Origin of the sequence: Microcoleus sp. MON1_C5 (assembly GCF_036701875.1) — a bacterium.
Lineage (GTDB): Bacteria > Cyanobacteriota > Cyanobacteriia > Cyanobacteriales > Microcoleaceae > Microcoleus.
Genome location: NZ_JAUBRN010000073.1, coordinates 1 through 14,596, shown reverse-complemented (window position 1 = coordinate 14,596; position 14,596 = coordinate 1). Strand labels below are relative to the sequence as shown.

The 14,596-nt window shown below is 46.8% G+C and carries 13 protein-coding genes and 1 pseudogene; 3 read left to right on the top strand and 11 right to left on the bottom strand.

Annotated features, from left to right (window positions below; translation table 11 throughout):
• Positions 1-87 precede the first annotated feature (87 nt).
• The gene (locus QUA71_RS25345; RefSeq protein ID WP_333289314.1) at positions 88-720 is read left to right on the top strand and encodes a Vat family streptogramin A O-acetyltransferase; all 633 of its coding nucleotides are present in this window, start codon (positions 88-90) and stop codon (positions 718-720) included.
• A 209-nt stretch (positions 721-929) separates the two neighbouring features.
• Here the strand turns inward: QUA71_RS25345 and QUA71_RS25340 are convergent, their stop codons facing one another.
• A complete protein-coding gene (locus QUA71_RS25340) occupies positions 930-2,162 on the bottom strand; it encodes an aminotransferase class I/II-fold pyridoxal phosphate-dependent enzyme (RefSeq protein ID WP_333289312.1) in 1,233 nt (410 codons plus the stop codon).
• An 80-nt stretch (positions 2,163-2,242) separates the two neighbouring features.
• Between QUA71_RS25340 and QUA71_RS25335 the strand changes: the two genes are divergently transcribed.
• Positions 2,243-3,055, top strand: coding sequence for an acyl-CoA desaturase (locus QUA71_RS25335; protein WP_190663096.1), 813 nt, complete (start codon positions 2,243-2,245; stop codon positions 3,053-3,055).
• Between the two features lie 358 nt (positions 3,056-3,413).
• Positions 3,414-4,232, top strand: coding sequence for a fatty acid desaturase (locus tag QUA71_RS25330; protein ID WP_190663097.1), 819 nt, complete (start codon positions 3,414-3,416; stop codon positions 4,230-4,232).
• 128 nt (positions 4,233-4,360) lie between these two features.
• Here the strand turns inward: QUA71_RS25330 and QUA71_RS25325 are convergent, their stop codons facing one another.
• The 10 genes and pseudogenes from QUA71_RS25325 to QUA71_RS25280 form a co-directional block, all read right to left on the bottom strand.
• Positions 4,361-5,206, bottom strand: coding sequence for an ABC transporter permease (locus tag QUA71_RS25325; RefSeq protein WP_333216484.1), 846 nt, complete (start codon positions 5,204-5,206; stop codon positions 4,361-4,363).
• 97 nt (positions 5,207-5,303) lie between these two features.
• Complete coding sequence (locus QUA71_RS25320) at positions 5,304-6,215, bottom strand: ABC transporter permease (RefSeq protein ID WP_333137887.1); 912 nt, start codon at positions 6,213-6,215, stop codon at positions 5,304-5,306.
• 154 nt (positions 6,216-6,369) lie between these two features.
• The gene (locus QUA71_RS25315) at positions 6,370-7,500 is read right to left on the bottom strand and encodes an extracellular solute-binding protein (RefSeq protein ID WP_333289310.1); all 1,131 of its coding nucleotides are present in this window, start codon (positions 7,498-7,500) and stop codon (positions 6,370-6,372) included.
• Between the two features lie 107 nt (positions 7,501-7,607).
• Entirely contained in the window at positions 7,608-7,802 is a 195-nt protein-coding gene (locus QUA71_RS25310) for a hypothetical protein (RefSeq protein WP_190663101.1), read from the bottom strand.
• The gene (locus QUA71_RS25305; RefSeq protein WP_190663102.1) at positions 7,775-8,905 is read right to left on the bottom strand and encodes an ABC transporter ATP-binding protein; all 1,131 of its coding nucleotides are present in this window, start codon (positions 8,903-8,905) and stop codon (positions 7,775-7,777) included. The genes QUA71_RS25310 and QUA71_RS25305 overlap by 28 nt, the downstream gene beginning before the upstream one ends.
• A 255-nt stretch (positions 8,906-9,160) precedes the next feature.
• Positions 9,161-9,826: a DUF4340 domain-containing protein gene (locus tag QUA71_RS25300; RefSeq protein WP_333289308.1), complete on the bottom strand. Its 666-nt coding sequence runs from the start codon at positions 9,824-9,826 to the stop codon at positions 9,161-9,163.
• A gap of 163 nt (positions 9,827-9,989) precedes the next feature.
• Positions 9,990-12,200, bottom strand: coding sequence for a Gldg family protein (locus QUA71_RS25295; protein ID WP_333289306.1), 2,211 nt, complete (start codon positions 12,198-12,200; stop codon positions 9,990-9,992).
• Between the two features lie 44 nt (positions 12,201-12,244).
• Positions 12,245-13,147 (bottom strand): Rpn family recombination-promoting nuclease/putative transposase, encoded by a 903-nt coding sequence (locus QUA71_RS25290; RefSeq protein ID WP_333289304.1) that lies wholly within the window; start codon positions 13,145-13,147, stop codon positions 12,245-12,247.
• A gap of 186 nt (positions 13,148-13,333) precedes the next feature.
• On the bottom strand, positions 13,334-14,125 hold the full coding sequence (locus QUA71_RS25285) for an ABC transporter permease (RefSeq protein WP_190663106.1): 792 nt from the start codon (positions 14,123-14,125) through the stop codon (positions 13,334-13,336).
• Between the two features lie 49 nt (positions 14,126-14,174).
• Positions 14,175-14,596, bottom strand: a pseudogene (locus tag QUA71_RS25280) (ATP-binding cassette domain-containing protein); the annotation flags it as partial.

Below are 14,596 nucleotides of genomic sequence, written 5' to 3'. Positions count from 1 at the left end.
TTACTCTATGTTACTGAAGCAGAAGCAAACCTCACTCGAATTAACACTACATCAATCCAGCAGCTTAACGAATAAGGATGGAAACTTATGGCAGGAATTGGGCCCGATCCAAACCGACCTTATCCGATGGTCGATCAGCGGCGCGTATGCTTCATCAAAAACTTTATTAAATCCCCCAACATTATCGTCGGTGATTACTCATATTACGACGATCCAATAGATCCAGAAAACTTTGAAAAAAATGTACTTTATAACTACGGAAACGACAAATTAATTATTGGTAAATTTTGTGCGATCGCCACCAGCGTCAAATTCATCATGAACGGTGCCAATCACAAACTAGACGGGATTTCAACTTATCCTTTTCCTGTTTTTGGGAATGGTTGGGAAACAGCCATGAATTTATTAATGGAACTGCCAAGTAAAGGCGATACCGTCATTGGCAATGATGTTTGGATCGGCTATGAATCCCTGATTATGCCTGGAGTCAAAATCGGCGATGGTGCCGTCATTGCCGCCAAATCCGTTGTAGTAAAAGACATTCCCGCTTACACCGTTGTCGGTGGAAACCCCGCACATCCAATCAAACAGCGTTTTAGCGATGGTGAAGTTGCACAACTATTAGAAATTAGGTGGTGGGATTGGGAAATAGAAAAGATTTCGCGCAATGTCAGCATAATTATGCAAGGCGATATTCAAGCACTTAAAAATGCGGAGTAAACTCGCAAATACAGCGATATTAATTTTAACTCCGATCCTGTGTACCGGTTCCGGCGCGAGCGAAGGCGAGCCAACTCCCAGCAGCCGATCCCGGATACATCTTCTAATCTGCGTTCATCAGCGTCAATCTGCCTGCATCTGCGGTCAAAAAATCCTCAAAAATCACCCTGCAAACCCAGGGAGCCCCCATACCGCACCGCCCCTACAACTTACTTAGCTGGGCCCACAGCCTCGATCGCATCCTCAAGAGCGATCGATACATGAGTCCAATGAGTCCCCCCCTGACAAAAAGCCACGTAAGGCTCCCGGAGAGGCCCGTCAGCCGAAAACTCCGACGTACTCCCATCAATAAAAGTACCCCCAGCCATCACTAACTGACTTTCATACCCGTGCATCGGAGCCGGCACCGGATCTAAATAGGAACCGACGGGGGAATTTTGCTGAACCGCCCGACAAAAAGCAATTAACTTATCAGCCGAACCAAATTCGATCGCCTGAATCACATCTCGTCTTCTAGCCAAAGGCATAGGATTCACTCGATAACCCAACTTATAAAAAACATAAGCCGTTAAATGATTTCCTTTGATCGCCTCTCCCACCAACCCGGGAGCCAAAAAAAGACCCTGAAACAGCAAGCGATTCAAGTCAAAAGTCGCGCCCCCACTGCTGCCAATTCCCGGTGCCGTCAAGCGACAAGTTGCCGCCTCCACCAAATCAGCCCTGCCGGCAACGTAACCCCCAGCAGGGACGATCGTACCCCCCGGATTTTTGATTAAAGAACCAGCCATCAGATCCGCACCCACAGCAGTAGGTTCGCAATCCTCGACAAACTCCCCGTAACAATTATCAACAAAGCAAATTGTGTTAGGATTCTGATGTTTGACTACGGCGACGATTTTTTCAATCTCAGAAATAGACAAACTGCACCGCCAAGAATAGCCGCAAGAGCGCTGGATAAAAACCAGGCGAGTCTTTGCTGAAATAGTAGAGCTCAATGCCTGCCAATCCAAACTTCCTTCCCGAGTTAGAGGCAACTCACGGTAACTAATGCCAAACTCAATCAGTGAACCTTGACCTTGCCCTCGCAAGCCGATCACTTCTTCTAAAGTATCGTAGGGAGAACCAGCCACTGCCAACATTTCGTCACCAGGACGCAGGATGCCAAAAAGAGCACAGGCGATCGCGTGAGTACCCGAAACAAACTGTACCCGGACAGCCGCGGCCTCTGCCCCTACCACTTCGGCAAATAACCCGTCCAAAGTCTCTCGACCCAAATCATCGTGGCCGTAACCCGTAACCCCTGCAAAATGGTGGACTCCAACCCGGTGGCTGCGAAAAGCTTTTAAGACTCGTTGAAGATTTTGCTTGACTGTCGTGTCAATACCAGAAAAAATCTGAAAGAGTGCCTGTTCTGCTTCCTGTAGCCGTGAAACGCTATTCATCTATACCTCGCTCACCAGTTGCGTGCGCGCTGTTCATTATGGCGTAGATGCGGCCCCTAGTTTGTAAACATAATATATTCATGACGATTGCAACTTCCAAAAAAACTTCTCCTGATTGGCCTGTCGTAGGCTTTATGGCCTTTCTGCACATCGGTGCTTTATTTGCTTTGCTGCCTGGTAACTTTAGCTGGTCTGCGGTTGGGCTAGCAGTCTTTCTGCATTGGGTAACAGGTGGTTTAGGAATTACTCTCGGATATCACCGCCTAGTCACCCACCGCAGTTTTCAAACACCGAAATGGCTAGAGTATTTTCTAGTTATTTGCGGTACTCTTTCCTGTGAAGGTGGCCCGATCGACTGGGTAGGAATGCACCGGTTACACCACATACATTCCGACACCGAAACAGATCCCCACGATTCCAATCAAGGCTTCTGGTGGAGCCACATGGGCTGGATGCTGTCGGATCTCCCCATCAGAGTGGAAATCCCGCGCTTTACTAAAGACATCGGCGACGACCCAGTATACAAGTTTCTCCAAGCATATTTTATCCCCATCCAAGTCGTCTTCGGTGTGTTGCTTTATTTATTAGGCGGCTGGTCTTTCGTGGTTTGGGGCGTGTTTATGCGGATCGTGGTGGTGTTCCACTGCACTTGGCTGGTTAACAGCGCTACCCACAAATTTGGCTACCGCACCTACGAGTCGGGCGATGGATCGACGAACTGCTGGTGGGTTGCCCTGCTCACCTACGGCGAAGGCTGGCACAACAACCACCACGCCTTTCAATACTCGGCTCGACACGGCCTCCAATGGTGGGAAATCGACTTCACCTGGATGACAATTCAACTGCTTCAAGCACTTGGTTTGGCAACCAAAGTGAAATTAGCCGAAAAATAGCGATCGGCAATTAGTCATTGGTTGTCGGTCATCAGGTCTGGACTAATGGCTCGTGACCAATGCCTAATCGTGTTTTTGCGATCGGTAGAGGTTGGGTTGAACAAAGATCGAATCCCCTGGTGCGATCGACCCAACCAAAACCAGAATCAGTTATAATAGAGTTGGGAACAAAAAATTTTGTTTGGCAGCCAAATTTTTTATTTTCAAAATACAACGGTAAATCTTTTTCAATCCTAATCCAAAATCTATCATTGATTCTTTATTAGTTTGGGCAAGAGTGCAGCAAAAAAGTTCACTGTTCAATCCAAACTATTATGCGTGAATTCAGCTCGGCATCTCATCAGAAATCAAAAAGAGAATGACAATTGCAACGCAAGAAAAACTCCAATACAATTGGAAGCACGTTATTAGTTTAGCAGGACTTCATATCGGCGCTTTGTTCGCACTGCTACCCAGTAACTTCAATTGGACAGCAGTTGGTTTAACAGTATTCATGCACTGGATAACCGGCGGTTTGGGAATAACTCTCGGATGGCATCGAATGCTCACCCACCGCAGTTTTCAGACACCAAAATTCGTAGAATACTTTCTAGCATTTTGCGGAGCCCTTGCCTGTCAAGGAGGAATAATTGATTGGGTTGGGCTGCACCGATTGCACCACACCAACTCTGACCAAAATGCGCTCGACCCTCACAATGCCCAAAAGGGTTTTTGGTGGAGTCACCTCGGCTGGATGCTATATAAAGGTCCAGCTCACGCTGAAATTTCTCGCTGCACAAAAGACATTTCGAGCGACCCCTTTTACCAGTTTTTGCAAAACTACTTTCTCCCCATTCAAATCGCATTTGGCGTGTTGCTTTACTTAGCAGCAGGCTGGCCTTTTGTAGTTTGGGTAATTTTTGTCCGCTTAGTTGCGGTATATCACTGCACTTGGTTTGTTAACAGCGCCACTCACAAATTTGGCTACCGCACTTACGAAACCGAAGATAGTTCTACTAACTGTTGGTGGGTTGCGGTTTTGACTTACGGCGAAGGCTGGCACAACAACCACCACGCTTTTCAATACTCTGCGCGTCACGGTATGAAATGGTGGGAAATTGACTTCACTTGGATGACAATTCAAGTCATGGAAGCACTAGGTTTGGCTACTAAGGTGAAATTACCAGCAGCAAAATAGCAGCAATTCAGTCCTAGACCCACAACCTCTGTAGGGTTTCAACTGCGTACATTACCGCCTCAGAAACCCGGTTTCTCAAAGAAACCGGGTTTTTTGGTGAGTAATAACCAATGACCAATGACCAATGACTAATGAGTCCGTTTTTGCTCGCCCCGGCCGCGCAAATATTCCGCTAAAAATGCCAATCCTCCCGAACCTACTATCAACAGCACGCTGAGAGCATTAATATCAGGTTTCACTCCAGTCCGAATCCGGCTAAAAATTTCCATCGGCAGAGTTGTAGTCCCGCTACCTGCGGTAAAACTCGCAATCAAAAAATCGTCCATGCTGAGGACAAAAGACAGCAGACAACCGGAAACAATTCCGGGTATTAATTGAGGGAGCAAAACCTGAATAAAAGCTTCAACAGGCGTTGCACCCAAATCCAAGGCAGCCTCTTCTAAATACGGGTTTAAATCGGCCAATCTAGTAGAAACAGCTAGAGCGATGTAAGCCAGACAAAACACAATGTGAGCGGCGACAATTGTCCACAAACTCAGAGGAATAGCCAGCGCTGCTAAAAATACCAGAGTAGCAACTGCGGTAGCAATATCTGGAATAATAATCGGCAAGTAGGAGACTCCCTGATATAAACTCTTGCCAGGAAAGCGGTAGCGGGCTAAACCAACTGCCATCAAAGTGCCGAGTACCGCCGAGATTGCAACTGCACAAACAGCCACTGTTAAACTGTTTCTCAGGGCAACTAAAATCCGCGTATCGCTAAATAATTTAACGTACCAATCTAAAGTAAATCCTTCCCAGCCGGCGCTAAAACGCGATTTGTTAAAGCTGTAAAATGTGAGTACCAGGATGGGCAGGTACATATAAAAAAACATCAAAACGGCAAATATTACCTGCCAAGAAACCTTAAATTTAGGTTTTAAGTACATATCGGCTTGTATTTCCTCCTGTGGATGGTCGGCGGTATTTTCCATTTCTCGGTAATCGGTAATTGGTAATCGGTAATTGGTAATAGGTTAGGATTGTTTTCTTCCTTCTTCCTTCTTCCTTCTTCCTTCTTCCTTTAACATCCTAAATTGCATTACGATCGCCATATTTGAGCAAAAGGGCAATTCCGATACTCACTGCAAAGATTAATACCATACTCAGAGCCGAACCCAGCCCCCAATTTTGAGTGGCCCCCAAAAACTGATTGTAAATCAAACGAGCCGCCGTCATACTCGAAGCTCCACCGAGCAACTCCGGATCGACAAAATCGCCCAAACTGCTAATAAATACTAGCAAAGAACCCGCAGCAATTCCCGGCATAGTCTGAGGTACTGTCACTTTCCAGAAAGTTTCCACTGGATTCGCACCCAAATCCTGAGATGCTTCTAGCAACCTGCGGTCTAACTTTTCCAAAGATGCGTAGAGAATTGTCACGATATAAGGCAAATAACTGTAAGCCATGCCGATTAGAACTGCGGAACTTTGATTGAGCAATTCTAAAGGAGGGATGCCCAAAAGTCCCAGGAGCGAGTTGAGAACACCCGTAGGACGCAAAATTGTAATCCAAGCATACGATCGCAACAGCGAAGAAGTCCACAGCGGCAACACAAAGCCTAACAAAGTTAAATTCCGCCACTTTTTCGAGACATTGAGGGCGATCCAGTAAGCGACGGGAAATCCCAGCAGCAAACACAGAATAGTAGTCCCCGTTGCGAAAAAGAGAGATCGACCCATCACCTGTAAATTCAGCGGCTCAAACACTCTCAGGTAATTGCCGATTCCCGAAGGATTCACCAAATCTCCCGGCTTAATATTCGGCACCAAACTAAGCTGAAAAATCACCAAAGTTGGTATGACTAATAATAAAAGCAGCAACAAGCCAGAAGGGCCGAGCAATGCCAGTGGCCCAGCCCAAGCAGACCACGGGGAAACAGTTTCAGCCTTCAAAGGAGAATTGGGAGGAATAGGAGGGGGAGTTCTAGTTGAAACAGCCATAGATCAATTGTTTTGAGTTTTTAACCGCTGATGAACGCGGGTTAACGCGGATATAATACGGATAGAGTGGGCGCTCTGCTTTAGGGGGGCAGGTTGATGTATATATTGGGTAAGAATCAGAGATTGCCTGTAAAACCCGCCCTAGTTTTGATGATTAGCCGCTGGTTAATTGAGTCCAATAGCGATCGTACACTTCCATAAATTTGCCGACCGGAGCCACACCTTCGCACTTTTTCAAAACAGCTTCCGAAGGAAAAAGAATGTCGTTTTCGCGAACTTCCGGGGGCAACAAACTAAAAGCATCTTCCGAAGGAGTTGAAAAACTGAGCCGCTCTACTAAAGAAGCAGCGACATCGGGTTGCAGCATAAAGTTAATCCATTTATAAGCTGCTTCGGGATTGGGAGAACCTTTAGGAATTACTAAAGTGTCAGTCCACAGAGAAGAACCGCTTTTGGGGACGACATACTTCAATTTATCGTTATCTGAAATTACTTCATTAGCATCAGAAGAATAACACATAGCTACCTTCAAATCCCCCGTCAGCATTTGAGGCCGCCAAGCATCAGTAGTAAAAGATGCGATCGCCGGTTTGAGTTCCACCAACTTTTCGTAAGCTTGTTTCACTTGCTCTTGGTTCGTAGAATTCAGAGAATAGCCCAGCATCCGCAACGCAGCGCCCATGACTTCTCGAACATCACTCGCCAGCGTCATTCGCTTTGCTAACTCCTGTTTGTGCTGCCACAAATACTCCCAATCTTCAGGAGCTTCTTTGAGTTGTTCGGTGTTGTAAATCAAGCCTGTTGTTCCCCAACTCAAAGGCACGCTGTAGCGGTTTCCTGGGTCATAAACAGGGTTTTGGAACTGTTTTCTGAGCCGATCGAGCCCGCCCAAAATCGAGTGGTCTAATGGGCTCAACAGCCCGAGTTCCGTCATTTGAACCACCATGTAGTCCGACGGGTAAATGATGCTGTAGGCGCGCGCGCCACCGGCTTGAACTCTCGCCAGCATCTCTTCGTTGGAGCTAAACACGTCAGCCACTACGCGAATGCCGGTTTTTTCGGCAAAGCGATCGAGCAAAGCTTCATCGGTATAGCCTGCCCAAGTATAGATGAAAAGTTGGTCGGCAGAACCTTTGACGGCAGGAGCAGATTGTACGTCTGCAAGTCGCCAGCCGCAACTCGAAGCAGCTAACCCGGAAATTGTCGCCGCCGAATTTTTTAGGAACTGACGGCGTGTAGAATTAGCCGGAAAAATCCTGGAAATTGGTAAGTTAGTCGGAGGCACAGTTAGATTTTAGATTTTAGATTTTAGATTTTAGATTGGGGAATTGGGGATTGGGAAATTCGATTTTAGATTTTAGATTTTAGATTGGGCAATTAGGGATTGGGAAATTAGATTAAATCGGTTAAATCCCGTACACTGCTCGTTACCGAACTTCCCTGCAACATCCATCCGTTAAATCGGTTAAATCCCGTACACTGTTCGTTGCCGAACTTCCCGACCTCCGTGACATCCGTTAAATCTCGATCGCGCGTTCGTTGCCGAACTTCCTTCGTAATTATGCTCGATCGGTCAAAGCGAGACAATCAGTAGTTCCCCAATAAGCGTAAATCGGCGTGTGCGGATCTGGGAAAGAACCGCCGGTATTTGGCTGGCGTACAGTAATTTTATCGCCCGACGCCAACTCAACCACGTAATGAACGTGCGTGCCCATGTACATAGTATTTTTGAGCCGCCCTTCAAAACAGTTGACCGACACTTCCGGCTCGTAGAGATTCAAATATACTTTTTCCGGCCGAACGCTGACCACAACAGAGTCGCCTGTGACACCACTCCACATATCCGACTGCTGAACGACTATTTTCAGATTGGCTGATGTGCGAACTGTGATAGTCGATCGGTCGATCGACTCCACCGTACCAGAAAACAAATTCGTATCGCCAATAAAATCCGCCACAAAAGCCGTCTGCGGGCACTCATAAATTTCTTCAGGAGAGCCAATTTGCTCGATCCTCCCCTCGTGCATCACCGCAATCCGGTCAGACAGACTCATCGCCTCTTCTTGGTCGTGAGTCACCATCACAAAAGTCAAACCCAATTCTTGATGCAAATTCGACAGTTCCAACTGCATCTGCTTCCGCAACTTTAAATCCAGAGCACCCAGAGGTTCGTCCAGCAGCAAAACCGCCGGTCGATTTACCAGAGCTCTCGCCAAAGCCACCCGCTGCTGCTGGCCGCCTGACATTTGACCGGGAAACCTGTTGGCGAAAGATTCCATTTTCACCAATTGCAAAACTTCCCGTACCCGTTCTTCAATTTCTGCTTTCCCCAGCTTTTTTATCCGCAATCCAAAAGCAATATTGTCCCAGACATTCATGTGTCCGAACAAAGCATAGCTTTGAAACACAGTATTTACCGGACGGCGGTAAGCTGGAGTGTTGGTCATCGACTGGCCCCGAATCATCAATTCGCCCGCCGAGGGAGTCTCGAACCCAGCGATTAACCGCAGGGTCGTAGTCTTGCCGCAGCCGCTAGGCCCGAGGATGCTAAAAAATTCTCCTTGGCGGATGTTGAGGTCAACTCCGCGGACTGCGGTTTCGCCGTTAAATACCTTAAAGACCTTGCGGAGTTCAACGTCAAGCGCTGTATCCGTTGCTGTCGTACCTTGGTTGAGTGCTGTCTGAAACATATTCGCCCTTTCCTGGGGGTAATGCACGCCACTTAAATACAGTTTAAGTTTAGACTTTTCTGTATTTTAGGTGAGGAATGTTGGATGTAACAGGTTTTGGGATTGGTTCTTTAAATTCTATCCCAGAGTGCACCATTGTCAGCCACAGGCAAGATGGGTGTTCCACAAGAAAATTCACTCTTTGTGGAACAGCCATCTTGCCTGTTCATAAAAGGCTTATTGAGAATGGTGCAACATCTCAGATCCAACGGCCATCTATTTATTCTCAGGACTTGGCGTGGGAGATGGTTTTTGCGGTTTGTCTGTTTTGGGTTCTTCTGCTTTTTTCCACTCTGACAAAGGTCGCTGGACGGCATTTTTAAAGTCAAAAGGCACTAGCAGCACGGACAAATTTTGGGCGGAATTTTGAGGGGGCGCTTCCGGCGGATTGGCTTGAGCGTACAAGAAGCGGCCGCTAAAGTCTGTTTTGCCTAAAACTAGGCGGTGAGTTTCCTGGTTGTCCAGCTTTACGGTGACTGTAGCTTGGGGTTGGTCGAGACCGAATTCTGGCAGTTGAGCAGCAGTAATATTAATCGTGCGATCGCTCTTTCCTGTGGCGAGCCTGTCGAGCAAAAAATCCACCGATGCCTGACTTGCGTGTGCTTGCACTGGCAATTTCATTTCCCAGCTAGACTTGCCTCCTTTTGTAGCATAAACTCGCTCAAAGGTCAATATTTTTTCGGGAGTTTTGACTGTAAAGAATTGTATGCGATCGGAGTTAAAAGCAAAAATTTTCTGTTTTTCTTCCTTAGCGGCTTCCTGTTTCGGAGATACTTGCATCTCGAACAAAGCAACCAACCCCGTCATGCTCAGCGCGACGGCTATCAATACTAATGTATTTTTCTGCAATTTCATAGTAACAGCGAATTCGGCATTGGGCATTGGGCATTGGGCATTGGGCATTGGGCATTGTTGACTGTTGACTGTTGACTGTTGATTAATGTTATTGGTTATTTGTTATTAGCCACAGCAAAGGATTAACAAATGACAAATGACAACTGTCAACTGTCAACTGTCAACTGTCAACTGACAACAGTCAACTAACTTATCTTCTCTTCCACCAGATAGCGCCGCCAATTCCCAGTCCGAGTAAAGGCCAAATTAGCCAAGCTAAAACCAGCAATCCTATTTGGATGGGCGTCATGTTAATGCGGCGGTTGGTAGCTTTTTTCGGACTGATAGAAAAGCTTTGCTGGTCTGGTTTACTCAACCAACTGACTGAATTGATAAACACGTCGCTATTGAGTTGTTGGTCAAACCAACCGTTAGTCACAAATTGAGATGTGCCAATTACTACCATTCGCGATGTTTTTCTAGGAGTTGAAGGCGCGGAAGGAGTTGACTTTGGACTGGGAGATGTTGTGGGAGATTCTGTGGGAGATGTTTCTGGTGTCGGTGTGGGAGATGCTGTGGGAGATTCTGTCGGTATTGGCGAACTTTCTGGATATGCTGTGGGATATGCTGTCGGAGATGCTGCCGGTGTTGGCGAAGTCGTCGGTAATACAGGAGGCGTAGCTTCTTGCGAGACAATCACCGAATAGCTGATTGGGGAAGCTGTTGGTGAAGTTGTCGGCGAGGGCGAAGTTGTTGGCGATGGTGAAGTTGTTGGCGATGGCGAAGTTGTTGGCGATGGTGAAGTTGTTGGCGATGGTGAAGTAGTTGGCGATGGCGAAGTTGTTGGCGATGGTGAAGTTGTTGGCGATGGCGAAGTTGTTGGCGATGGTGAAGTTGTTGGCGACGGTGAAGTTGTCGGCGATGGCGAAGTAGTTGGCGACGGTGAATCTGTCGGCGATGGTGAATCTGTCGGCGATGGGGAATCTGTCGGCGATGGAGAATCTGTCGGCGATGGGGAATCTGTCGGCGATGGGGAATCTGTCGGTGATGCTTGGGGTGAAGGCGAGGGCGAAGTTGTCGGTGATGCTTGGGGTGAAGGCGAGGGCGAAGTTGGTGAAGGTGAAGGTGAGGGCTTTAAGGGAGTGCTGTCAGTGGACGATCGAACTAAAGCTACACCTAATAATAGGGGGCCTTGTCGATCGGTCTTCTGATCGAACTCCAATTTCTTAGTCGTCAAATCGCTTTCCGCCCAACTTTCTTGACTCGTCCAAATCAGCGGTTTTTCCTCTATCCCTTCTACGGGCGAGGTTTCCAAAGCACGCGCAAACGGATAGAAAGAAATGCCTGTGCCAAAACTTTGAGTAATCGGATGTTCGCCGTAGCGCCTGACTGTGGGAACCGTGGGGCCGAGGCCAAATCTTTGACCAGTACCCGAAGCATCGATGGCCAAACGGGTGTCTAGTTTTACGCCCCATTCTTGCAGCAACTTGTCCAATCCCGTATCAGTTGCCGGGTCTACCATTAACAATAAACTGCCACCGCGATCGAGATAAGCTTTTAGTGCTTTAATTTCTGTATCGGAAAACGGTTTGTCCTGCCCCGGAACGATTAAAGCATCTGCATCTTCTGGCACTTCTTTGCGTTCGGTCAAATTCAGCGTTTGGGCGTTGTAGTATTTATCTTTCAGAGCTTTTTCAGCTTGCTGAATTCCGCCTTGACCTTCCTTTATCGGGCGGGCTCCTTTGCCTTGCAAAAAGTAAACTGTAGCAACGCGAGTGCTGAGGATTTCTTCTAAGCCATTGGTAAGTTTTATCTCTGAAAGCCCTTGATTCGGGTCGCTACCAAAAGCAGTGCCGCCTTTTTGCAGTACCTGTTTTTTGTCACCGGATTGCAGGTAAACTTCTCCGACGCTGGTAATGCTAAATTCCCGCGCTTTTCCCGGTTGGGCTAGCGGGTCAACAAACTCAAATTGGAACTTTTCGCCTCCCTCGCGTTTGTAGCTTTGCAGCAATTCTTTGATTTGGGGATTTTGGGTGGGGTCAAACACCCAAACTTTGACTGTTTGTTGCAGGTTTCGCAGTATTTGTTGAGTCTGCGGGGCGAGGGTAAATTGTTGGCTTTCGGTTAAGTCGAGGCGGACGGGATAGCGAACTGCTATGAAGTTAATTACTCCGAGAATCACAATGACGGCGAGGGTAGCAATCAGGGCGTTGGTGCTGGCTTGAGTGGAACGCTGCCCCCAAAAGCTTTGTTCGTAACTCAAATATAGCAGCCAAAGTGCGATCGTCACTGCTCCGGCAATCACTAAACCGACTGTCAGGGGGTCCCATACTCCAGATACAAGTGCTGCTGTTACCCCCGCTGCGATGAGGAGGGGGCCCAGCAAAAAAACGTATTTCCAATTTTTTTTGCTAATTTTCATAAGGTAAATATTGAGTGAGAAAATTCCGCTTCGAGGATGTTATTCTATATCGCATTAGCCTGCAACCATGCTGTTAAATCTGACTGATTGTTGAAGTCCAGCACGGCATCTCCTAGTTCTTCTAATTGCTCTACGCCTAATTCACGGATGCAGTTTTCGGTTTCCGGTTGTATTGTGCCTAAACGCCGCACTAGCTGACGCAATATTAACGAAAGTTGAGCGGTTTTTGTCACCTGTTCTCTTGCTACCTCTATGGCAATCTGCTGGTCTTGAATCCACAGTTCTTGCTTCTGCAATTCATTTAATTCTTGCTGAGTGAAGTTTTCCTCGCTGGCAATTCTAAAAGCTTTCTGAATTTCTGGAACTGCACTGAGTGTTTCTGGTACTGTCTCCAGATTGCTGGTATTTTCGAGAAAGTAAATCCATTGCTCGGCACTTGTTTCTAATTCTGCTAATTCCTTGCTAAATTTTGGCAGTTCGATAAATACTAATTCTATTTCAGTATCTGGACACTCAAACTGTTGCTCTTTTTCTTGGAAAACAAACCGTGACATAAATTCCGGCTGATTTTCAAACATTTCAAAGTCTGTAATTTTCAAGGAAATTACTGTTTTTAGTCTTTCGTAGCGTTCTTTTCCTGTTAATTGCTGGCTGTAGCTTTTGGCAGCGTTGTACAAAACTCTGTTCCCAAAGGAAGGCACGTTGATCAGTTGAATTTCAACTAGGGCGATTCTGTCGCCGTTAATTGTGGCTTTGACATCTAGGTGTGTGTCTTGGACTCCGAGAGTTGGAGTTTCTGGCGGGGACTCGATTATTTCTAAGTCTTCGATGACCGGCTGTGCTTCATAAAGGATGGCGTTTAAAAAATTAATCAGGATGTCTTTGCTGTCGCTGGAACCGAATATTTTTTTGAACGCAAAGTCGATTTTGGGATTGATAAATCTCATTCTTTCAAGTAATTAGTGGAATAACTAACATTAATTGGGAACTGGGAATTGGGCATTGGCCATTGGGCATTGGGCATTGGGCATTGCGAATTGGGAAGTGGTGGTTTTTCCTTTAATGTGCAACTCTCCCAATCTCTTACTTTCCCACTCTTTCTTCTTTATTCTCCGAAGCCTTCCCTGATGCTTTTAAGAACGCTGATATCGCAAAGCATCGATGGATTGGGCGGTCAGAAATACTCCTAAAATGATGTAACTGGCCAACATAATTAAACTGCTGGTATCGAAAACTCCCTTGACAAGATTGGTGTAATTTGTTAGTAGGGACAAATGTCCTAATGCTGTTCCGAAAGGGCCACCGATACCGACGGCGGCTGCATCGATCACCCAGAGAAATAATACTAGAGCGAAGGTGAGGATGGCGGATAAAATTGTGCTGTCGGTGAGGGAGGAAATAAACATTCCTAGGGACAATACTCCTGCTGCTAGTAATATTAAGCCGGCGTGTCCTAGCAGAAGAACTCCGGGGGGTACGGGTGGGGTTGAGGAACTGAGGACGATCGCCTCGCAGAACAGCAGGGGCAGCAACATTGTGGTATAAAATGTTAAAACTCCCAGGAGTTTGCCGGTAGCAACTGCCCAGTTTGTTAAGGGCGATGTGGCTAATAGTTCTAAGGTGCCCCGTTTGCGTTCTTCAGCGTAAAGTCCCATTGAGAGTGCGGGTAGTACGAACAAGGAAAGGGAACCCATGATTCGCAGAAAGAGTTGCAGGAATTCGTAAGCAACGTCGATGGGAGGTTCGGTAATTCCCATTTGGTCTCGCTGGCCGATTTGGGGAATTAACCCGTCGGGGGCGAGGAGGATGGCTATTAAAAAGTAGCCGGTGATTAGCCAAAAGACTGCTGCGATGGCATAGGCTAATGGCGAGGCAAAATAGCTTTGTAGTTCTTTGCGGTAAATTGCGATAATATTACTAATCATTACTAACCTTTAGGAATTGGGAATGGGTAATTGGCCATTGGTAATTGGTTCATTCTGATTCGCCTGCGGCTGGTTTTTCGCTGTCGTCTCTATCCTTTTGCTTTTTTTCTATTTGTCGCTTTTTGGCAAGAGGTGGCTGTTCTGGTCGAGAATCGCTACTCGGTTGTGGCTTTTTTTTAAGTGGCCGATTTTTTACAACTGGTTGGGATTCTAGTTGAGAAGGTTGGCTCGACTTTGGTGTTTCTAAAACTTCGAGATTTTCGACAATCGGTTCTGGTTGAGAAGGTTGGCTCGACTTTGGTGTTTCTGAAACTTCTAGATTTTCGACAATCGGTTCTGGTTGAGAAGGTTGGCTCGACTTTGGTGTTTCTGAAACTTCGAGATTTTCGACAACCGGTTCTGGTTGAGAAGGTTGGCTCGACTTTGGTGTTTCTGAAACTTCGAGATTTTCGACAACCGGTTCTGGTTGAG